At 65.1% G+C, this 20,047-nt stretch carries 14 protein-coding genes and 1 pseudogene; 3 read left to right on the top strand and 12 right to left on the bottom strand.

Features of this window, described 5'->3' with window-relative positions:
- Window positions 1-132: 132 nt before the first annotated feature.
- The 8 genes and pseudogenes from eat to AADZ78_RS28425 all read right to left on the bottom strand — a co-directional run bounded on the left by eat (window position 133) and on the right by AADZ78_RS28425 (window position 6,662).
- Window positions 133-1,506, bottom strand: coding sequence for an ethanolamine permease (gene eat, locus AADZ78_RS28460; protein ID WP_341343659.1), 1,374 nt, complete (start codon window positions 1,504-1,506; stop codon window positions 133-135).
- Between the two features lie 235 nt (window positions 1,507-1,741).
- On the bottom strand, window positions 1,742-2,512 hold the full coding sequence (locus AADZ78_RS28455) for an IclR family transcriptional regulator (protein WP_204805819.1): 771 nt from the start codon (window positions 2,510-2,512) through the stop codon (window positions 1,742-1,744).
- The gene (locus AADZ78_RS28450) at window positions 2,509-3,330 is read right to left on the bottom strand and encodes a 3-keto-5-aminohexanoate cleavage protein (protein WP_085252625.1); all 822 of its coding nucleotides are present in this window, start codon (window positions 3,328-3,330) and stop codon (window positions 2,509-2,511) included. Before AADZ78_RS28450 ends, AADZ78_RS28455 begins: the two co-directional genes overlap by 4 nt.
- Window positions 3,327-3,677, bottom strand: a complete 351-nt coding sequence (locus AADZ78_RS28445) for a cupin domain-containing protein (RefSeq protein ID WP_085252624.1) — start codon at window positions 3,675-3,677, stop codon at window positions 3,327-3,329. Before AADZ78_RS28445 ends, AADZ78_RS28450 begins: the two co-directional genes overlap by 4 nt.
- Window positions 3,678-3,679: 2 nt before the next feature.
- Entirely contained in the window at window positions 3,680-4,519 is an 840-nt protein-coding gene (locus AADZ78_RS28440; RefSeq protein WP_085252623.1) for a cyclase family protein, read from the bottom strand.
- 2 nt (window positions 4,520-4,521) lie between these two features.
- A pseudogene (locus AADZ78_RS28435) lies at window positions 4,522-5,273 on the bottom strand (3-hydroxyacyl-CoA dehydrogenase family protein).
- The gene (locus AADZ78_RS28430) at window positions 5,267-6,073 is read right to left on the bottom strand and encodes an SDR family NAD(P)-dependent oxidoreductase (RefSeq protein WP_239656856.1); all 807 of its coding nucleotides are present in this window, start codon (window positions 6,071-6,073) and stop codon (window positions 5,267-5,269) included. Before AADZ78_RS28430 ends, AADZ78_RS28435 begins: the two are co-directional and overlap by 7 nt.
- Window positions 6,074-6,329: 256 nt before the next feature.
- Window positions 6,330-6,662, bottom strand: coding sequence for a hypothetical protein (locus AADZ78_RS28425; RefSeq protein WP_139828979.1), 333 nt, complete (start codon window positions 6,660-6,662; stop codon window positions 6,330-6,332).
- Window positions 6,663-6,992: 330 nt separating this feature from the next.
- Between AADZ78_RS28425 and AADZ78_RS28420 the strand changes: the two genes are divergently transcribed.
- The gene (locus tag AADZ78_RS28420) at window positions 6,993-8,684 is read left to right on the top strand and encodes a PE family protein (RefSeq protein WP_204079884.1); all 1,692 of its coding nucleotides are present in this window, start codon (window positions 6,993-6,995) and stop codon (window positions 8,682-8,684) included.
- Window positions 8,685-8,786: 102 nt separating this feature from the next.
- On the top strand, window positions 8,787-9,914 hold the full coding sequence (locus AADZ78_RS28415) for an NDMA-dependent alcohol dehydrogenase (protein ID WP_085248193.1): 1,128 nt from the start codon (window positions 8,787-8,789) through the stop codon (window positions 9,912-9,914).
- A 257-nt stretch (window positions 9,915-10,171) separates the two neighbouring features.
- Here the strand turns inward: AADZ78_RS28415 and AADZ78_RS28410 are convergent, their stop codons facing one another.
- Window positions 10,172-10,402 (bottom strand): hypothetical protein, encoded by a 231-nt coding sequence (locus AADZ78_RS28410; protein ID WP_204080097.1) that lies wholly within the window; start codon window positions 10,400-10,402, stop codon window positions 10,172-10,174.
- A 418-nt stretch (window positions 10,403-10,820) separates the two neighbouring features.
- Window positions 10,821-11,279, bottom strand: a complete 459-nt coding sequence (locus AADZ78_RS28405) for a hypothetical protein (protein WP_085248191.1) — start codon at window positions 11,277-11,279, stop codon at window positions 10,821-10,823.
- Between the two features lie 369 nt (window positions 11,280-11,648).
- On the opposite strand from AADZ78_RS28405, the gene mobF reads away from it, so the two are divergent.
- Complete coding sequence (gene mobF, locus AADZ78_RS28400; RefSeq protein ID WP_085248199.1) at window positions 11,649-17,552, top strand: MobF family relaxase; 5,904 nt, start codon at window positions 11,649-11,651, stop codon at window positions 17,550-17,552.
- Between the two features lie 134 nt (window positions 17,553-17,686).
- On the opposite strand, the gene AADZ78_RS28395 is transcribed toward mobF, so the two are convergent.
- Complete coding sequence (locus AADZ78_RS28395; protein WP_169726196.1) at window positions 17,687-19,039, bottom strand: PPE domain-containing protein; 1,353 nt, start codon at window positions 19,037-19,039, stop codon at window positions 17,687-17,689.
- Window positions 19,040-19,171: 132 nt separating this feature from the next.
- The gene (locus AADZ78_RS28390; protein WP_169726195.1) at window positions 19,172-19,990 is read right to left on the bottom strand and encodes a DUF2637 domain-containing protein; all 819 of its coding nucleotides are present in this window, start codon (window positions 19,988-19,990) and stop codon (window positions 19,172-19,174) included.
- Window positions 19,991-20,047 lie beyond the last annotated feature (57 nt).

The raw sequence follows: 20,047 nt of genomic DNA, 5'->3' as shown, positions 1-20,047 counted from the left end.
ACTAGCTTTGTCCGCGCCAGCTGCGTCGTTGTCGCGTTCGGCGTCTCAGCTCCTGTTATCCCAGCCGTCAATTCGGTTTAGTGAGCTCAAGTGGCTTCGTCGCTTGAGTTCACTAAACAGTCTGCCGGTAGCTCATAACCCGGCCAATTCTTCGTCCGGGGCATGAGCGACCAATCGGTTTCGGCTATGTAAAGCGAAATAAAGCACAAATGCGCAAAATACGGCCAGGCAACATACCGCGGCGACGCTGTCGACCAGAAAGGTAGCAATGAGCGCTAGTGTGGCGACAATCAATGCGAAGCCCGTCGTGGCGATACCTCCCGGAGTTCGGTAAGGGCGGCCCATTTCGGGCGCTGTTCTCCGCAACACAATATGACTCACCATCATCAATACGTAGCTGAGGGTGGCGCCGAAGACGGCGATGTTCAGCAAGAGCTCACCTTTGCCGGTTGTGGACAGCGCGAACCCGATCATGCCGGGCACGACCAGTGCCAGTGTCGGTGCTTTTCGCGAATTGGTGACCGACAGCGCCGTCGGCAGGTAGCCCGCGCGCGACAGCGCGAATAGTTGCCGAGAATACGCGTAGATGATGGAGAAGAAGCTGGCGACCAGGCCAGCCAATCCGATGTAGTTGACGAGTCTGGCGGCGCCGGTCTGTCCCAGCGCAGCCACCAGCGGGTTGCCCGATGTTGACATCGCCTGGGCCCCGCCGGCGCCGGTGGTCAGCAGCAGCACGAGCACGCACGTCGCCAGCAGGACGGTGAATGCCGCGGTGATTCCGCGCGGAACATTGCGTGCCGGATCCGTGGTTTCCTCGGCGGCCAGCGGCACTCCCTCGACCGCGAGGAAGAACCAGATGGCAAACGGCAAGGCCGACCACACGCCGAGGTAGCCGTGCGGCAGAAAGGCCGACGCGCCTACAGCGCCGGACGGCGCGATGTCCGTCAATCTTGCCAGCGTGAAATGGTCAATGGCGGCAAAGACGAAAATCGCGATGCCCACCAGCGCTATTGCGGTGGTCGCGAACATGACTTTTAGTGCCTCACCCACGCCGGCTAGATGAATACCGATGAAGACTGCGTAGATCGCCAAATAGATCCACCAGCCGTTTCGAATACCGAAGAGCCCGAGTGATTGCACATATGCGCCGATGAACGTGGCGATTGCGGCCGGTGCGATCGAATACTCGATCAATACCGCGGTACCCGTCGTGAACCCGCCCCACGGCCCTAGCGCGCGCCGGGCGAATGTATACCCTCCGCCCGCGGCCGGCAGGGCTGACGACAGCTCGGCGATGCCCAGGACTAAAGCTAGATACATGGCGGCGATCACCCCGGCCGCAATCAACAATCCGCCGAAGCCGCCGCGGGCCAGGCCGAAGTTCCAGCCCGAATAGTCACCCGAGACGACGTAACTGATACCCAGCCCCGCCAGTAGCAACCAGCCGGCGCTACCGGTCTTCAGTTGTCGTTTCTCCAGGTATGCAGACTGATCACTTGCGACCACGTCGTTTCCTCCGCTCAACGGTTGCCGGGCGTTCAATATGATTATGGGAGTGGCGCTTTCGGTGAAGATGAATGGCCGTAGTTGGTGTTCATGCTGACTCGGTGGTGTTCATGGTGATGGCGTCTAGGCGTTGTTGGTGTTCATCGTGACCGGTGGAGCCGGGTATGCGATACCGCGGGCCCTCAATACTGCCCCGCGCCCCAAGGATCTTGTCGCGCAAGCGGTTCTTGCCACCTCACACCTCTCTCGCCCCAAACACAGCGTTCACTTTCCCAACCCAGGCGAGCAGCGCGCGCGCCAGCCCTCCTTCGCGACCGTAGAACCGCTGCGCCGGAACCGGCACACTGATGGCGACCAACTCCGAGCTCACCCCTTGCAGCACCGCACCCACCGCACAGATGCCCTCGGTCTGCTCTTCCCGGTCGTAGGCGACGCCTTCTACCCGAATGCGGTCGAGTTCCGCACGCAACGCCGCCGCGGTCGTGACGGTGTTGGCGGTCAGCGGCGCCAATCGACGGGGCAACGCCGCAGGCAGGCGCTCGGGCGGCAGCGCTGCCAACAGCGCCTTGCCATTGGCGCAGCAGTACAGCGGGAACGACTCGCCAACCGCGCTCATGGCCCGCAACCGGCGCGGCGGAACGACCTGGTCGATGAAGTCGGCCCGGTCACCGTCCAGAATCGACAGGTCCACGGTCTCGTATAGCTCACGCGACAGCTGCGTCAGGAACGGGTGCATGTCGGTCACGACACCAAGTCGAACCGTGGACGCCATGCGCGCTATCTCCGGACCCAGCCGGTAGGGCCCGCGGGCCTCACGCGCGGCTACCCAACCCTCGTCTTCGAGCGCATTGAGAATCCGGCTTACCGTGGAGCGAGCCATGCCTACCCGTTGGCAGATCTCGGTCTGGCTGAGCCCACCAGGGTGTGCCTGCAGCACTCGCAACAGCTCGGCCGCGCGGGCAATGACTTGGACGCCGCTACTGCGGTCTTCGGAGTTGACGCTCACGAGTGATCTCCCGCCAAACACAGCAGCGCCTCGGCTTCCTCGACGGAGGCCACCGGCAAGTCCAAGGCGTCTGCGAGCCGCATCGTGCGCTGAACCAGCGCCAGATTGCTCGGCGCTAGCTCACCCTTGCGCAGGTTCAAGGTGTCCTCGAGCCCTACCCGCGCGTTACCGCCCAGGGCAAGTCCCATCGCCGTCAGCTCCAGGTTGGCCCGGCCGATCGCAATGACTTGCCACACCGCTCCAGGCGGGAGCCGGTGCACCATCGTCAGCAGATTGTCGGCGGTCGCGGCCATTCCACCCCGCACACCGAGCACGATGCTGAACTGCAAAGGTTCGATCAGCAGACCCTCCGCCCAGAGTCGCAGACAGGCCTCCAGATGTCCGGTGTCATAGATCTCGAGTTCCGGTTTGATGTCGAGTTCGCGCATCCGCGCCGCCAGCCGCCGGACCGCATCCGGCGGGTTGCGGAATTCGCCGGCGCCAAAGCTCATCGAGCACGGGTTGAGGGTGGCCATCCGCGGCCGCAGCTCGACCAGTTTCTCGCGCTCCTCGAACGGCACCGTCAGACCGACCCCGGTCGACATCTGGATCAGGATCGGGCAGCGCTCGCTGATCAGATCCATGACACGGCGGGCAATACCGAGATCCGCTGTGGGCCTTTCGTTTTCGTCTCGTAGGTGGATGTGCGCCACCGCGGCGCCAGCCCGATACGCCTGCTCGACGGCGGTCGCGATCTCCTCCGGAGTCGTCGGCAGGGCTGGGTTGTCGGCTTTGGTGGCAATGGGCCCGGTCGGGGCGATGGTGATGACGACGCTCATAACTCCTCCGTGGATGGGTGTGCGACGGTGACCAGCAGCAGCGCCCCGCGATCCGACCGGTTATATACCGACCGCAATTCACCTTTGGCCAGATGCATGCTGTCCAGCCGGCCCAACACCGTCTCGGCGCCCTCGGTGGTGACAACGAGCTCGCCGTCGAGCACCACGTAGACCGTTTCCTCGCGGATTGGGGCCTTCTCCACAAGGCCACCAGGGTGGTAGAGCGATACGCCAACCCAGAATCGCTCGGTGTGCCCCGCTTCGTGTCCCTGCAGCCGTATCGGACACACATCATGGTGCCCCGGTGCCGAATACGTTGGGGCTTCGCATGCGCGAGTCACGTTCATGGTCAGCCCGCCTGTCCGGTCTCGAGTCGGTAGGTGCCGGCAGGGTCGACGATCGCCACCAGCCGCACGATGCAGCCGTCGCCGCCTACCCAGCGCCACGGGAACGCGGCGAAGGTGACGCGCTTGCCGGTTGCCTTGTCCAGGTCGCCGCCGACGTTTTCGAACCCGTAGATGCCCTTGGACAGAATCGCCCGGTGGCAGGGCTCCCATTCCGGGAAGTCATCGAGCACCTTGCGGCCGGTCAGCTCCTCGTATTCGCGCACCGCCCAAGGCAACAGGCCGCCCTGCGCTGCCGCCGGGCCGTGCGGGGCGATGGCCGTGGCCAGCGGGTGGTCCAGGGCCTGGGTGTCGGTGCCGACGGCTTTAACCCCTTTGGCCGCAAACCATTCGCCGGCTTCTTTGTAGAAGCCCGGCGAGTAGGCGTAGTACTCGGCGCTGTCGGCGTAGTTGTGGTGCCAGCCGGTGTTGACGATGACGATGTCGCCGGGTCGGATTTCGGGCCCGGCATCACTGGCCTTTTCGAGGTCCTCGGGGGTGACGACCTCCCACTTGTTCTTCGGGATTGAGACGACGACTCCGGTGCCGAAGAAGGCACTCAGCGGGATTTCGTCCAGGAACGGCGTGCCCTCGACCACGTGTGCCGGCGCGTCGATGTGGGTGCCGGAATGCATTACAGTGGTGATCTTTTGGGTAAGCACACGGCTTTTGGCCATACCGTGCAACCGCTCGATCTTGACGTCTTCGAAGTATGGCCACGCCGGCACACCGTGCCCCCACGGGTGCGACAGGTCGTAGAACTCCAACTGTGCCTCGGCTTTACCGAGTGGCCACGTGAGACTCATGGCTATGTCTCCCTTCTATTTTCAAGCTGCGCGGTAATGTGGTGGGCAAGCCGCGCGGTGGTGGCCTCGCGGGGCCCGGCGGGCCAGTCGATGAAGCCGTGACCGGTGCGCGCCCCGTGTTGGCCAGCGGCGACCAGTTCACGCAGCAGCGGGCTGGGGTGCGGATCGTGATTGAGGCTCGGGATCACCGCGTCGTGGATCGCCAGGGTGAGGTCCAAGCCGATGTAGTCGGCGTTTTCCAGCGGGCCAAGGGTACCCAGTCGCAGACCAATGGTGTTGCGTACCACCAGGTCCACCGTCTCCGCGTCGCACACTCCTTCGGCCACCAGTGCCATCGCTTCGCGCCACAGCGCATGCTGCAGACGGTTGCCGATAAAGCCCGGCACATCGTGCCCGACCCGCTCACCGACGCCGCCAATCGGAAGCACCGACGTATTCGTCGCGAGCACGGCCCCAGGCGCCAGCGCGGCCAGTCGCTCGAAGAGTTCTTGCTTGATGGGCAGGTTTTCGACCATGGCCTCGATAACGAGGTCGGCGTCCGATACCGCGGCTGCCAGGTCGGCGACGGCGTGACCGAACCACGCCCGGTGCCCGTCACCGCGGAAGCCTCCATGGCCGCAGCGTCAAGGATTTCGGTATTGGTGTCGGTGACGACGACATCCAGACCCGCCGACGGCAGGACGCCAGCGATCCGGCGACCCATGAGACCGGCTCCGACGACCGCCGCGCGGGAAAACCCGTGGGAGCTCAACATGCGGTATATCCCCCGTCCAGATACATCACCTGGCCGGTGTAGAAGCTGGACGCGTCGCTGAGCAGATAGATCAGCGGGCCGACGAAGTCTTCGGGCTCGGCGAAGCGCCGCAACGGGATTCGGGCGAACATCGCATCGCGGGTCTTTCGCGCCTTTGCGTCGTCGGCGTACATCCACTCGGTCAATTCCGAACGGAAAACCGTTGGGGCAAGCGCATTTACCCTAATACCCGCTGCGCCCCACTCGGCGGCCAGACTTTTTGCCAGCAGATCGGTGCCCGCCTTCGACGGGCAATATGCGCTGTAGCCGGCCCCGTGGCCCAGCGTGCCACGCACAGAGGAAACGAGTACCACGCTGCCGCCGTGGCCCTGCTCGATCAGAACCCTTCCGGCCGCCTGACACACCAGCCACGCGCCGCGCAGGTTGGCGTCCATCACCTTGTCGAAGTCTTCGACGTCCATCTCGGTGATGGGTGCGACGCTGTTCATGCCCGAGGCGACCAGTACTCCGTCGAGACGGCCGTGGCGCGCGACCGCCGCCTCGACCATGGCCCGCGCATCCGCCGGTGTTTCGGGCCGCCGTGTAACGATCGCGGCGTCTTGGATGCCGGCGTCCTCGACCACTTCGGCCAGACCTGCGGCGTTGCCGCCGGCCAGGGTCAGCCGGGCGCCCGCGTCGGCCAGCGTCCGGGCCGCAACGCTGCCGAGTGAACCGGTAGCGCCGGTGATCAGTATCGACTTGTGCTCGACACTGAACCGCGTCTTCGCCCCCGCCTGCCCTGTCGCCGCCGCCGTGATCACGATCCACCACCTACTTCCGCAATACGGGCAGAGTCGCCCATTATCCGAGAAACCATAAGGACGCGTCGATCGACATGTCAACGAACTATTCCTGTGATATAGCTTGTTTTGCCTGCATCGTCGGAGTTTGTCGGCGCATCGGCATCGAGGGTGACGCCCTGGCTACACTCCCAAAGCCCCGAGCTCACTCTCGAAGCGGCGGCGGATCTAGAGCGAGGTCTAGAGCACCTCGCGGCCGACACTTTGACGGTTGTCTTCAGGTGGACTCGGCGACGTGAACGTCGATGCCTTGCTTAATGGTGGCGTCGGCGGCTGGTCTGCGGCGAGCAGTGAACGCAGCAGCCGGGTCGTGCAATTTGGTGTAGAAGTTCTTGCTGGGAGTGCGGGTGATGAGCCCGTTGACGCGCAGCCGCGCCAGGTCGTCGCTGGCCTGATTCATGGTGTAGGGGCCGGCGCCGAGCAGTCCGGTCATCAAGGCGCGCAGGCTCCTGTTGGTGATGCCGATGATGTGGATCGTCATGCATAGGGTGCCGGCCAAGGCCGGTACCCGCGGGTCGCCCGAACCGTAAGGACGGGGCTCTCTCGCCATCCTCGGTGAGGGTGGGTCGTGCGTTCCGCTCATTGGCTGAAATCGCAAGGAACCTGGCCGGCGCGTTCGGTATCCAGCGGCGTCGGATTGACCGCACCGGGGGTTTCCAGGTATTGCGCTGTGGTCGTTGACTGTGGAAACCGGTCGGTGTTGTTGTGTTTCACATTTGCTGGGCCGGGGTGCTGTGTTGGGGGGTGTATGGAGCCAAGGTGTGTGCAGTTGGGTCGGTGAGGACCGTAAGGTTTGGTCGATCGTTGTCTGTGGGTTCGGGATGCACGAATCGGGCCAGCAATCGCCCGGGTTTGTGCTCGGTCTTGTTGGAGGGTTGTCATGGCGTTTATGATCGCGTCCCCGGAGACGCTCGCTGCGGCGGCGGCGGATTTGTCGGCTGTTGGTTCGACGATCAGTCGGGCCACCGCGGCGGCCGCGGATGCCACGACGGCGGTGGGCAGCGCGGCCGGCGATGAGGTGTCGGCGGCGGTCGCGGCGTTGTTTTCCCAGCACGCGAGGGATTATCAGGCGTTGGCGGCGCAGGCCGCGGCGTTTCATGGCGAGTTCACCCGGACGTTGACTGCGGGTGCCGGGCGGTATGCCACGGCCGAGGCCGCGAACACATCGCCGTTCGAGAGCCTTGGGCAGAACCTCCTGAACGTGGTGAATGCGCCCACGGAGGCCCTCCTGGACCGTCCGCTGATCGGAAACGGTGCCGACGGTACGGCGGCTAGCCCAAATGGCGGGGCCGGTGGGCTGTTATACGGCAACGGGGGCAACGGCTTTTCACAACCGTCTAACTCCGGCCTAACCGGCGGCAACGGTGGTTCTGCCGGGTTGATCGGCAATGGCGGCGCCGGTGGTGCCGGCGGAACCGGCGTTGCCGCCGGCGGAGCCGGCGGAAACGGCGGCGCCGGCGGCCTGGGCGGCGTGCTTTACGGCAGTGGTGGGGTCGGCGGAAACGGCGGTGCCGCCACGAGCACCGTCAGTTCCGGCGGTTACAACGGCGGCATCGGCGGGGCGGGCGGCAGCACTGGGCTATGGGGCAGCGGAGGGGCCGGCGGAAACGGCGCAGCTGGCTCGGTCAGCAATGCCGCGACGATCGCAGGTGGCGCCGGCGGGGGTGGTGGCACTGGCGGGGACAGCGGGTGGCTGTTCGGCGATGCGGGGGCTGGCGGGCATGGTGGGCATGGCGGGGGCGTCGGCGTGCTCGGCAACGCCGACGGCGGCACCGGCGGAGACGGCGGGGCCGGCGGAAACAGTTGGATATTCGGCAACGCCGGGGCGGGCGGCGCCGGCGGAGACGGCGGGGCTACCGTCGGCAATAACACTGGCGGCAACGCCGGTAACGGCGGCGACGGCGGCAGCGCAGGACTGTGGGGCAACGGCGGTAACGGCGGTTCTGGTGGGCTCGGCGCAAACGGCGGCACCAACGTCGGTGACACCGGCGACAATGGTGGCAACGGAGGCCAGGGCGGGAGCGGCGGAAACGGCGGTGATGGTGGGTTGCTGTTCGGCAAGGGCGGCGATGGTGGTAACGGCCGCGCCGCTGGCGACGGCGGCGTCGGCAGCAGTGGTACGCCCGGCACTTCCGGAACTGCCGGCGGCAACGGCGGCAACGGCGGCAACGCCGGCCACGGTGGCAGGGGTGGTGACGGCGGCCACGGCGGGTTACTGATCGGCAACGGCGGTTCGGGCGGCCAGGGCGGCAACGGCGGCAACGGTGCCAACGGCGGCAACGGCGGTACTGACGGCGGCGCCGGCGGCGGAACCGGCGGGGTCGGCGGCCACGGCGGAAACGGCGGTTTCGGTGGAAACGGCGCGCAAGGCGGGATACTGATCAGCAACGGCGGAAACGGCGGGAACGCCGGGAACGGCGGGAACGGCGGAAACAGCGGAATTCCTAACAGCGACGGCGGCAACGGCGGAAACGGCGGTTTCGGTGGGGCCAGCGGGCGAGGCGGGATACTGATCGGCAACAGTGGCAGCAGTGGCAACGGCGGGAATGGTGGCAATGGTGGCAATGGATAACGGCCCGGTGGCACCCGGCACTACCGAACTGCCTGACATGACGGAGTCAGGCACTTCTGGTCAATTCAAGTTCATTCAAAGGCGAAACGGGCCAGGTACAGCGTGAAGACAAAAGGCGCGCTGCTCTGGGAGTTCAACCAGCCCTGGTCCATCGAAGAGATTGAACTGGGCGAGCCCGTCAAGGATGAGGTCAAGATCCAGATGGAAGCGGCGGGCATGTGCCACTCCGACCACCACCTGGTCACCGGTGGCATCCCGATGGCGGGTTTCCCGGTCCTCGGCGGACATGAGGGTGCAGGCATCGTCGCCGAAGTTGGCCCCGGCGTAGAGGACATCGCCCCTGGTGACCACGTGGTGTTGTCGTTCATCCCATCTTGTGGGAGCTGTTTAACATGTCAGGCCGGCATGCGCAACCTCTGCGATTTGGGCGCGGGGTTGCTGAACGGCGTGGCCGTCTCCGACGGAACTTTCCGTATCAAAGCGCGAGGCCAGAACGTCTACCCGATGACGTTGCTGGGCACCTTCTCGCCGTACATGGTGGTGCACAAGAGCTCGGTGGTGAAGATCGACCGGTCGGTGCCGTTCGAGGTCGCCTGTCTGGTCGGGTGCGGCGTGACCACCGGCTACGGTTCCGCGGTCCGCACTGCCGACATCCGGCCGGGCCAAGACGTGGCCATCGTCGGCGTCGGCGGGCTCGGCATGGCCGCGCTGCAGGGCGCCGTGGCCGCCGGCGCGCGCTTCATCTTCGCGATCGACCCGGTGGAATGGAAGCGCGACCAGGCCCTCAAATTCGGCGCCACCCATGTCTACCCCGACATGGACGCGGCGGTGGCCGGCATTGCCCAGGTGACCTACGGCCTGATGGCCCACAAGGTGATTCTTACCGTCGGCGAACTCGACGGCTCCGACATGGATGCTTACCTGACGATTACCGCAAAGGGCGGCACCTGCGTGGTGACAGCGATCGGCAGCCTGCTCGACACTCAAGTGACCCTCAACCTGGCGCTGTTGACCCTGTTGCAGAAGAACTTGCAGGGCACCATTTTCGGCGGGGGCAATCCGCAATACGACATTCCCAAGCTGCTGGCCATGTATAAGGCCGGCAAACTCAACCTTGATGACATGGTCACGACCCAGTACACGCTCGAGCAGATCAACGACGGCTACCAGGACATGCTGGACGGCAAGAACATTCGCGGCGTCATCCGGTACACGGACGCCGACAGATAGGAGGTAACGTGGGTGCGCGGCGACCCGTTCTTGCTGGGCAGTCGCACACATACCTTGCTTGAAGCTTGGGCCGCATCGATTGCCTCCCGCTGAACCGCTCCCGCTCGGAGTCGACAATCCTCTTCTGTGCCGTGATGCAATCCGCCTGCCCTCCAATGGTATCCACTGAACTACATGGGCGGGATCGTCTCGAGGCCTCGGTCAAGGGAAGCGAAACTCCCGATCGGTGCGCTCGAAGCAACAGTGTGTAACCCAACTCAAGCTGGGCCCGGCGCAGCTCGGGTGCGCATTTGCCGGAACAGGATGCCGCCTGAGCCCGTTTGGCACCGTCGTGAACCCAGTTCAGTGCGATCGGCGGCCACCTGTTCTTGATCCCATCCGTCCTTAACCGCCGCCCTGATGGCGCGCGCCCGTTCCACCCGCGCCGCAACGCCGGCGCCGCGCGCGAGAATCGCGCGCCGGCCGCCGCCGCGGCGCATCCTCGCCATGCGAGCCATGTTGGCTCGTTGATCGCTACCGATCACGTGTGCTGGCACCCCGCGGAGCACATCTGATGCGAGGACCACGCGTACGCAGATGGTGTTATCGCATTCGTGCAGTCCCCATGACATCGGGTGCGAGTTCATGTCCTGGTGATGCCAGTGCGAGTGCGTACCGCGATGTTCGTACGACACGACTCACCCCGTCGCGTCGTATCCGGAAGACTCCGTATCCGTCATCGCTTATCCCACCTACCCAGATCCAACAGTCAGTGATCAATGGGCCCGCAACGATTCGCCGCTGGAACCTTTCAATTTCTTGCGCGTGTTCATCGATGTCCATGCGCAAAGGTAGCGGTTGCGACCGCTGCTTGAGTCCTGGGAATTTTCCGATATCCGCGTCGCCCACCATCGTTCGCAAGTCCGACTATTGGGTTCCCGCTATCGCCGCGGCCGGCTTGTGCCCATCAATCGATAGACCCTGATGGTTGGGCATCCGAACAACCTGCGCCCCAACAACACTCGACTCCTGATCTTCGTGAGGTTCAGCGTCTGCAGCCACACGCAAGAACTCGCGAACCCGACCCAGTGACAATCCCGTCTGCGTCGCGATCGCCGATACGTTCTCGCCGCGCAACCGCATCGCCTGCAAGGCCTTGCCCGCGGCCACCTGGTGTGCCTGGCGCCGGCGCTCGCCCTCAGCTTTGAGTTTCTCGATACGCCCGGCCAGCCAGGCATCGACTTCGTCAGCCTGGGCCGCGCGCACCGTGAACTCGGTCAGATCACCAATGTTGGCCCGCTCGCGCGCTTCTCGGGCAGCAGCAGCAGCCTGTTGGCGCTCCAGCAGCCGCGCACGCGCCAATTTCCGGCTAGTCGTCTTCTCCATGCGTCAGATGCTAACCCCGACTGCGAACACATTTCCCGATCCTAAGTTCCACGCACCCGCCATCACGGTGCCGCACCTCGCACGAGACTCGTCGCCTCAGCCCATCACCCTCACCATTGCTGTTTGCTACCAACCGATTTTGCACCCCCAGCTCCTCTGTGACCTTCCTGACCTCTCAGCACCACTTTCGTCTCCTGCCCCAATCACCTAGTCCTCTACCTGCTCCCTCTCGTTTTGGCCCTCGTTCGCACCACACACCTCATGCACTTAGGTCACGTTTTGGTAGAGCCCGGTCGCGAGGTTGCTGCTTTCTAGGATCGCTGGAAGTGTTCGCACTCTGACTTATGGTCGGGCGGTGATGCGGCCATGATGAGCGTCCACAAGCTCACCGCCGGAGACGGATACCTGTATCTGATCCGGCAAACCGCCGCGCACGACGCCGAAAAACGTGGGCGCACAACGCTAGGCGACTACTACACCGAAAAGGGCGAATCACCGGGCCGCTGGGTGGGCCGTGGACTTTCCGGTTTGGCCGAGCCGCCCTCGCGGACCTGGGTCACCGATCTTGAAGAGTCGATGTGGCGAATCCAGCCTGGCGCGCAAGTCAGCGAGCATCACATGAAGGAGCTTTTCGGTCTAGGCCTGCACCCCAACGCCGGGGCGATCTCCGAACTGTTGATCTCCCAAGGCGTTCCGAAAGCTGCCGCGCACCAGGCTGTGCGACTGGGCCGGCCGTTCGTGATCAACGACGCGTCCACCGAACTGCAGCGACGGCTCGCGGTGGCCTACCGCGACCACAATCTGAGCAACAGTCGGGCGTGGAACGCGCCGATCGATGAGACGCTGCGCGCCCAGATGCGCACCAGGATCGCGCGAGAACTCTTCGCCGAAACCTACGGTCGCCCACCAGCTGATGAGCGGGAACTAACCGGATTCATCGCCACGCAGTCGCGTGATCAGACCACGTCGACGGCGGGCTACGACTTGACATTTAGCCCGGTGAAAAGCTTTTCGGTGCTATGGGCATTGGCGCCGGAGGACCTGCGGAAAATTCTTGAGGAATGCCACGAACGGGCCGTTGCCGACACCCTGGAATGGCTGCAAGACAACGCAGCGTTCACACGGATGCGCGCCCAAGGAGTCGCCCAAATCGATGTCGACGGGTTCATCGCAGCCCAATTCACCCACCGTGACAGCCGCGCTGGGGATCCCGATCTGCACACCCACGTTGCGATCAGCAATAAGGTTCGCGGCCGCGGACCCGACGGGATCACCCGGTGGTTAGCGCTAGACGGACGGCCCATCTTCAAAAGCAATGTCGCGGCCTCGGAGTTCTACAACACGCGCATCGAGGCCTATTCCGTCGAGCTCGCCGGACTGGTCTATGCCGAACGCCCCGCCCCCGAACGCGGTAAGCGTGCGGTCCGTGAGATCGTCGACATTCCCACCGATTTGTGCGAGGAGTTCTCCTCGCGGCGGCTGATGATCAACGACCGATATACCGGGTTGGCCAAGCAGTTTCAAACCGACCACGGCCGCGAGCCGACGACCGTCGAAGCGCTCGCTCTCTACGAGCGGGCCAACCTGGAAACCCGCACCGCCAAACACGAACCACGGTCGCTGGCCGAACAGCGGCAGATGTGGCGCACCCAGGCCATCGCGCACCTAGGCAGCCAACACGCACTGTCGGCGATGCTGGTCAATGCGCGCACACCCAAGCGCCGCCACGTCCCTGATGTCACCGACGAGTGGATCGCTGGGCAGGCCGGCATCGTCGTCGACACCGTGTGCGAGACACGTTCGAGTTGGCAACACACTCACATCTACGCCGAAGCGCAACGCCGCGTACGTGCAGCCGGGTGGGCGACTGATCGGTCGCTGGCTGACCGCATCACCGCAGTGGCGTTGTCGGCGCCGCTGAGCCTGCCCCATGCCCGCGTGCGCGACAGCGACCTAGGTGAACCGGAGATCTTGCGTCGCCGCGATGGCGCCAGCGTCTACAGCACCCACGGCACCCACCTGTTCACCAGCACCGCGATCCTGTCCGCGGAAAAACGTGTCCTGGATGCCGCCGGCCGCGCTGATGGGCGACGCGCCTCGGCCAACGCCGTCGAAATGGCGCTCCTTGAGCACAAAGCGACCCGCGGCCGCGCGCTAAACCCCGGGCAAGAGGCCGTGGTGCGGGAAATGGCGTGCTCAGGTGTGCGTGTCCAACTGGCGTTGGCTCCCGCCGGTTCGGGCAAAACCACCGCGATGGCGGCCCTGACCCGTGCCTGGGAGGAATCCGGCGGGCGCGTGATCGGACTCTGCCCTGGGGCCAACCAAGCCCAACTGCTGCGCGATGACATCCACACCGACACCGACACCGTCGACAAATTCATTTGGCTGCACCGCAATCCCGACGCCACCGACGATCCCGCCCGCGCCTGGTTCGATGCCATCGACGAATCCACGCTGATCATCGTCGACGAAGCCGGCAAGGCCTCAACCCTGCAACTCGACGCGGTGATCACCACCGCCTTGGCCCGCGGCGCCAGCGTGCGCCTGGTTGGTGACGATCAACAGCTCGCCTCGGTCTGTGCTGGCGGCGTCCTGCGTGACCTCGACACCACCTACGGGGCGTTGAACCTCACCGAAGTCGTGCGGTTCAAGTCCCGCGCCGAAGCCCAAGCCGGGCTGGCCCTACGCGAAGGCGACGCTGCAGGTTTGGCGTTCTACGCCGACAATCACCGCATCCACGTCGGCTCCGACGACACCATCATCGACATGGTCTACCAGCGGTGGGCCGCCGACAAAGCCCGCGGATACGACACCGCCATGCTGGCCCCCACCAACGCGATCGTCGCGCAGCTCAACGAACGTGCCCGCCTCGACCGACTCCTGGCACAAACGCGCGCCCCCGAGCGGGTCTGTCCCGCCGACACGCGCGAAGTCGCCCTCTGCGACGGGCTGCGCGCCTCAGTCGGTGACACCGTGGCCACCCGGCGTAACAAGCGCAGCCTGCGCCTGGGCGGTGGGCGTGATTTCGTCCGCAACGGCTACCGGTGGCGCGTGGACAAAGTCAGCCGCGACGGCGCGCTGACCGTGTCCCGCCTGGACACCGGGCACAAAGCCACCCTGCCGGCCTGGTACGTGCGCAGCTACGTCACTCTCGGCTACGCCTCGACCATCGACTCCAGTCAGGGCATGACTTTCGGCAATAAGACGACCACCGGGACCTGTTATGTCGTCGGTGCCGACAATCTGACCCGCCAGCAGCTCTACACCGCGCTCAGTCGCGCCACTGACGAAAACCACATCTGCATTTCGACGGCCGAAACCGACGCCCACCGCGTTCTGACCCCTAAAGCCACCCACCCCAAAACCGCGATCGACGTCCTCGAGCGCGTCTTATCCCACGACGGTTCGCAGGTATCGGCCACCACCGAGCAACGCCACGCCGAAGATCCCTTCTTGCGCCTTGGCCACGCGGCACGGGCCTACGTCCACGCTGTGGGCGCGCTAGCTGAAAATCGGCTCGGACGCGTCGTGATGGCGGCCATCGACGCGAGCGCCGATCAGGTCTACCCGAACCTGACGAGTATGCCGGCTTGGCCGATCCTGCGCCTGCACCTGGCGATTCTCGCCGTCAACGGCCACGACCCCATCCCGCGGCTTACCCAGGTCGCCGAACGAAGAGAACTCGACACCGCGCTAGATCCTGCCGCGGTGTTGGACTGGCGCCTCGACAACAGCGGTGAACACTGCACCGGAGTCGGGCCGCTGCGCTGGCTGCCCGCCATTCCTGAGGCCCTCACCGAGAATCCCGACTGGGCCGACTACCTGCAGGCCCGCCACGATGTCGTGGCGACCTATGCCGAATTCATCCGTCACACCGCCAAACACTGGGACGCCACGACCGCGCCGCGCTGGGCGCGTCCCCTGCTGGCGGGCACACCCGGGGTCCGCGCCGAGATCGCGGTATTCCGCGCCAGCCATGACATCGCCGACGCCGACACCCGCCTGACCGGGCCCGAGCAATATGCCGCCCGAGACCGGCGCGCACAAAAACAGCTCGACCAACTCGCTGCCCAACACCTCGGGCGCCGCGACCCCGACACCACCCGGTTCAACACCCTCGTCGACGCCATCGACCCCCGCGTACGCCGCGACCCCTACTGGCCCCAACTCGCTGCGCATCTGGCCTGCGTCGCACGGACCGACGTCATCCTGCCCCAACTTCTCGGTGACGCCGCCTCTGACGGTCCGCTTCCCGATCAAATGCCCGGCGCCGCGCTGTGGTGGCGACTGGCCGGCCGACTGCAACCAGCCGCGCTCGACAAGTCCACCCACTACCTGCGTCCTGCCTGGCTGCCCGACCTGCACCGCGTTTTTGGCACCGCGATCGCTGAATCCATCGCCGCCGACCCGGCATTCGGCCGCCTGGTGGCCGCCATCGACGCCGCCGACCCCGCCCGCTGGACACCACTAGACCTGCTCCACGTCGCCGCCGAACATCTGCGCGACGTCGACGACGACCACGACCACCCGTTACGGCCCGACGAATACGCCCAACTGCTGACCTACTCGATCGACCTGTTCGCGAGCCAGAGCCCTTACGACCACTTCGACATTCCCGTCCCCACAGATATCCCGCTCTCCCCTGATGAAGACGAGGCGCTACGCCACCACGTCGCTGATCCAGAACACCCCGTCCATCACCTCAGCGATGACGCGCTCCTCGACAAGCTCGGACTGGGCTACGGCGGCAGCCTCATTCCTGCCGATCAGATCCAGACCCCGCCCCCCGACCCTCTCGACTACTTCACCCGCAGCGACGACGACGGCCTCACCTTCGAAGACCTCCTCACCGAGCGCCCCTTGGCCCGCCCTGTCGGACCCGCCGTCGCCAACGTCAACGCCCTGCGCGCCCAATACCACCAAGCGCTTGCCGACGAGAAAACCCTGCGCGCGCAAGTGGTTATCGGTGATGGACCCGCGATGCGCCGCGCCACCCCACGCATCGCAGAGTTGCGCCAACGCGCCGACGCCGATCGCCCCTACCTGATGGCCGTGCAACACGTCATCGCCGAATGGGCCGACGTGGACGTCGGATACGAGGATTCACTGCGCAACCTCGAGTGGGCACGCGAACAGCTGCGTGAACTGCAGGCCCAGCCCGATGCCGACCCCCTGGACATCGCCTCGGCCAAACTTGACATCCAAACGTGCCAACTCGCCGTCCCCACGACCTCGCCAGCCGAGCGCTACCAGGTTGCCTTGAGCGAAGCCCTCGCCGCCCGAGCACACGCCGCGGGCGGGGTAGACAACATCATCAGCGGCGAGGACGTCGACAAAATCATTGCCGAGGCGCAAGACGAAGACGACCAGGCGCTCATCGCCGCGCGCCGTCGCACCAACCAACTACACCGCGACCTCGATGCTGCCGAAGCCGCCGCAGCCGCCGCGTTCGCCGAAGCCGAAACCCGCAACGCCGACCACATCCTCGACCAGCTCGAGGAGCTGCGCACCGAAATCGACATGCTGCGCGCAGCCGGGGACTACCACATCCAACGCGGATTCATCATCGAGCCCGACGCCAGCGCTCACCTGCCCGAACTGACCGCACGCAGTATCACCAAAGCCGCCCGCAATGGCTTCACTGTCACCGCTTTACACGCCAGCGATGGCCAAGCAGCCCTAGCTGCCCTACGCGTTTTCAACACTGCCGCAGCTGCTAACGGCCACGAGACCATCTGGTGCAGCCCACTGCAAGAAGGAATCGATCGGCTTCAAAACGCCAACATCACCGATCACGCCCTCACCCTGACCGACATCCATGAGCAAATCGCCCGCGGCCACAAGGAACTCAGCCCGACCACGACCATCGTGGTCGACCGCGCCGCAACGGCAGATCCTGCCGTCCTGACCGACCTGGCCGAACACGCAGCACAACACCAGGCCCGGCTGCTGCTCATCGACGGTGACCATCCTGGGTGGCCGCCCCCGCCCGCTGCTCGGCTCCTCAAGCTCCTGCACCGTGACCTACCCTGGTCATCGGTGCTCAGCCTCAACACGCGCATACCGCAACACCGACACCAACCCGACCGAGACCCTGTACTCGAACAAGCCGATCGCTGCAACCCTGACATCCTTCCCGACGACGTCACCCAAGCCCTCGCCGAACGCCGCCGCCTACGCACTCAGCACGACACCAGCTTCCGGGTACACAACGAGCTGTCGCGCCGAATGACCGACTCCGACCAAAGCCACGACACGGGCCGCCAACGCTAACAAGTCAGGGCAAACGAAAAAGCCCGGCCTGGACGGTGAACAGTCGCTCCGATGGTTGCTTCTCCACGGGTAGGCCCCCGTCATGAATCTCGTTGACGACGGCACCGCACGCCGCGACCGAATGTGCGGCCGCTCTACTGTGGGAATGTCTGAGGCGGCACCAGCGGCGCTCTCAGGTTGTATGGTTCCGGAACCATATCCCCGTGCCACAGGTAGATCCCCGAACCGGGAATCCATTCGTCGTAGCCATACGGCGGCAACGCATCCGACCCCGGCGGATAGATTTTGGCACCAGGAAAATCCGACTGCGGCGCCCACACACCGGTATGTGGACCCAATTCGATGTAGGCGATCTCGTTGCCGTGTTCGTCGTGGACCGGTGCCGGCCTGATACCGTTCGGCTCCATCACTTTCACACCGGGCAATTCATCGGAACGCACCCAATTCCCCGAGTATTGCCCGATCTCGATCCACGGTGGGGCGTCTGGAGGGTTCGGCGGCCCCACCCCACCGCGCCCCGCAATGTACGGCATGTGTCGTTTGTCGCCGGGCTTCCACTTCGTCGAATCCAGCGGTCTGGCCGGCGGCGGCGAATCCTTGCCGCCGCCGGCGATGGGGGGTGCGTCTTTGCCGGTGGTGTCGGTGTGGATGGAGGCTGTGGTGATTTGGCCGTGGTAGCCGGTGACGGCGTGGGTGGCCTGGGCTTGCTGGTCGGCGTATTGCTGGGTCAGTTGTTGGACTTCGGTGGCGTTGGCGCCTTTGGTGGCCGCGTAGTGCTGCATGGCGTTGGTCAGCTTGGTGCGGGTCTGGCCGAATTCCTCGGGGCTGGGGGTGTCGGCTTTGGCCCGGTCGAAACTTTCGGCCACGATGCGCGCATACCCGGCCAAACTGCGGGCGTGCTGGCTCATTTCGGCGACCCAGCTCGCGTGGCGCACCGTGTTAGCGCCGGCCTGCTGTCGGCCGCGGTCCCAGTGCTGATCGATGGCCTCGGCGGTGTTGTTGAGCGTGTCGGCCAGGGTGCTCAGTTGATCGCCGTGGCGTGACCACTGCTGGGCGAACTGGTAGACGCTGCTCGATCCCGGCCCGCCGTAGAGCGCGCGCGAATGGGCCTCGCCGGGCAAGGGTGCCAGCGCGGCGGGGATCTGCGGGATGTCGGGCACCGGGGGGGCCGGCACGTGCGGCACGCTCATCAGCCCGCCGACCGCGTCGGTGGTGATGCTTGCGTTGGCGATCGCTGCGGCGTTGTCGTCGTCTTGGCTGGCCAGCATCGTGGCCGTGTTGATCACCGCTTGCCCACCGAGCTCGCGCAACACATTGGCGTGGTTGAGCCGGGCCACCAACCCCGCCGACACCGCGTTGAGATGCTGCGCCGCACTCACCGAGGTCATATCCACACCCGGGGCCAGCGCCACCGCCGGCACATAGGTCTGGCTCGTCCGCGCCAACCGCGCACCCGCGGCCGACAACCCCTGCTCATCAACCCACACCATTACCATCGTGTCCCGTGGCTCACTGCTTGGTTGAGCCGTCGCGTTGTGCTTCTCATAATCTGTGGTTAAGCATCCCAAATGTGAGGCGCCTGAGTCCGTTTCCGATCATCAGGGATGGTGCCTGCGACCTTAGGACGCTGCGAGCATCCTTTCGTGGTGTTCCCGCCGTACGAGTGCGTCCGCAGCGCGCACGATCTTGGCAACTGTGTGGTGGTCGAGGCCGAGCGTGCGCCCAATTTCACGATCGGCTCGAGCGCGCTCATAGCTCAAATACAGCACTTGTGCGACCTCTGTTTGGTCGACATTCCGCAGCTTCAACTCGTCGAGCACGCTGGCTGCTACTGCGGGCCACCGGCTGTCCGCGGGAGTGTCGAACACGTCCTCATCTGCCCCTGTCGGCGGCCCGGTGGGACTGGCGCAATGCGCGTCCGCAGGTTGGTCGAGCTGGCCTGAGCGGGCTACTGAGGCGCTGCTGGTGTCGCCGACGACTGAGTCGGCTATCAATTCGCGGTTGTGATCGTCGACGCGACGTCGTGTCGTTGGCGTGGACCGTCGGCGCATCCGCGTCAGCAACAAGGTCAGCCCGTGGGTGGTGACCAACAACCAGACCGGGGCTACAGCAGCCAATAAGCCCCGAAGCCAGGCGTTGAGCGGTTGATCGGGCGCAAGAACCGCGTGTAGCGCATTGCAGGCGATACTCACGGCCGCGCCGGCGCACAGCACCAGCCAAAAGAATCGGCGGTCGTTGCGGCTCTGAGGATCTCCTGCCATCACCACGACCCCAAGAGTGGCTAGCAAGATTGCCCCATCGACCATCAGCGGGAACAGCCAGGCCTGCCCAGCGGGGATGTGACCTCGCGCGTACAGATCGCGTAGCGCGGTGAACGACAGCGCAAAACTTGCCGCACCCACACTGAAGGTAATGCTCACTGCCAGAACACGAGTCATGACCATCGACCAACCTGTGGAGGGCATAGCCATTGTCATTTCCTTCCCTAAACCTAA

Origin of the sequence: Mycobacterium riyadhense (assembly GCF_963853645.1) — a bacterium.
Taxonomy (GTDB): Bacteria; Actinomycetota; Actinomycetes; order Mycobacteriales; family Mycobacteriaceae; genus Mycobacterium; species Mycobacterium riyadhense.
The sequence above is the reverse complement of the archived record's forward strand: the minus strand, read 5'-3'. Positions and strand labels throughout refer to the sequence as shown.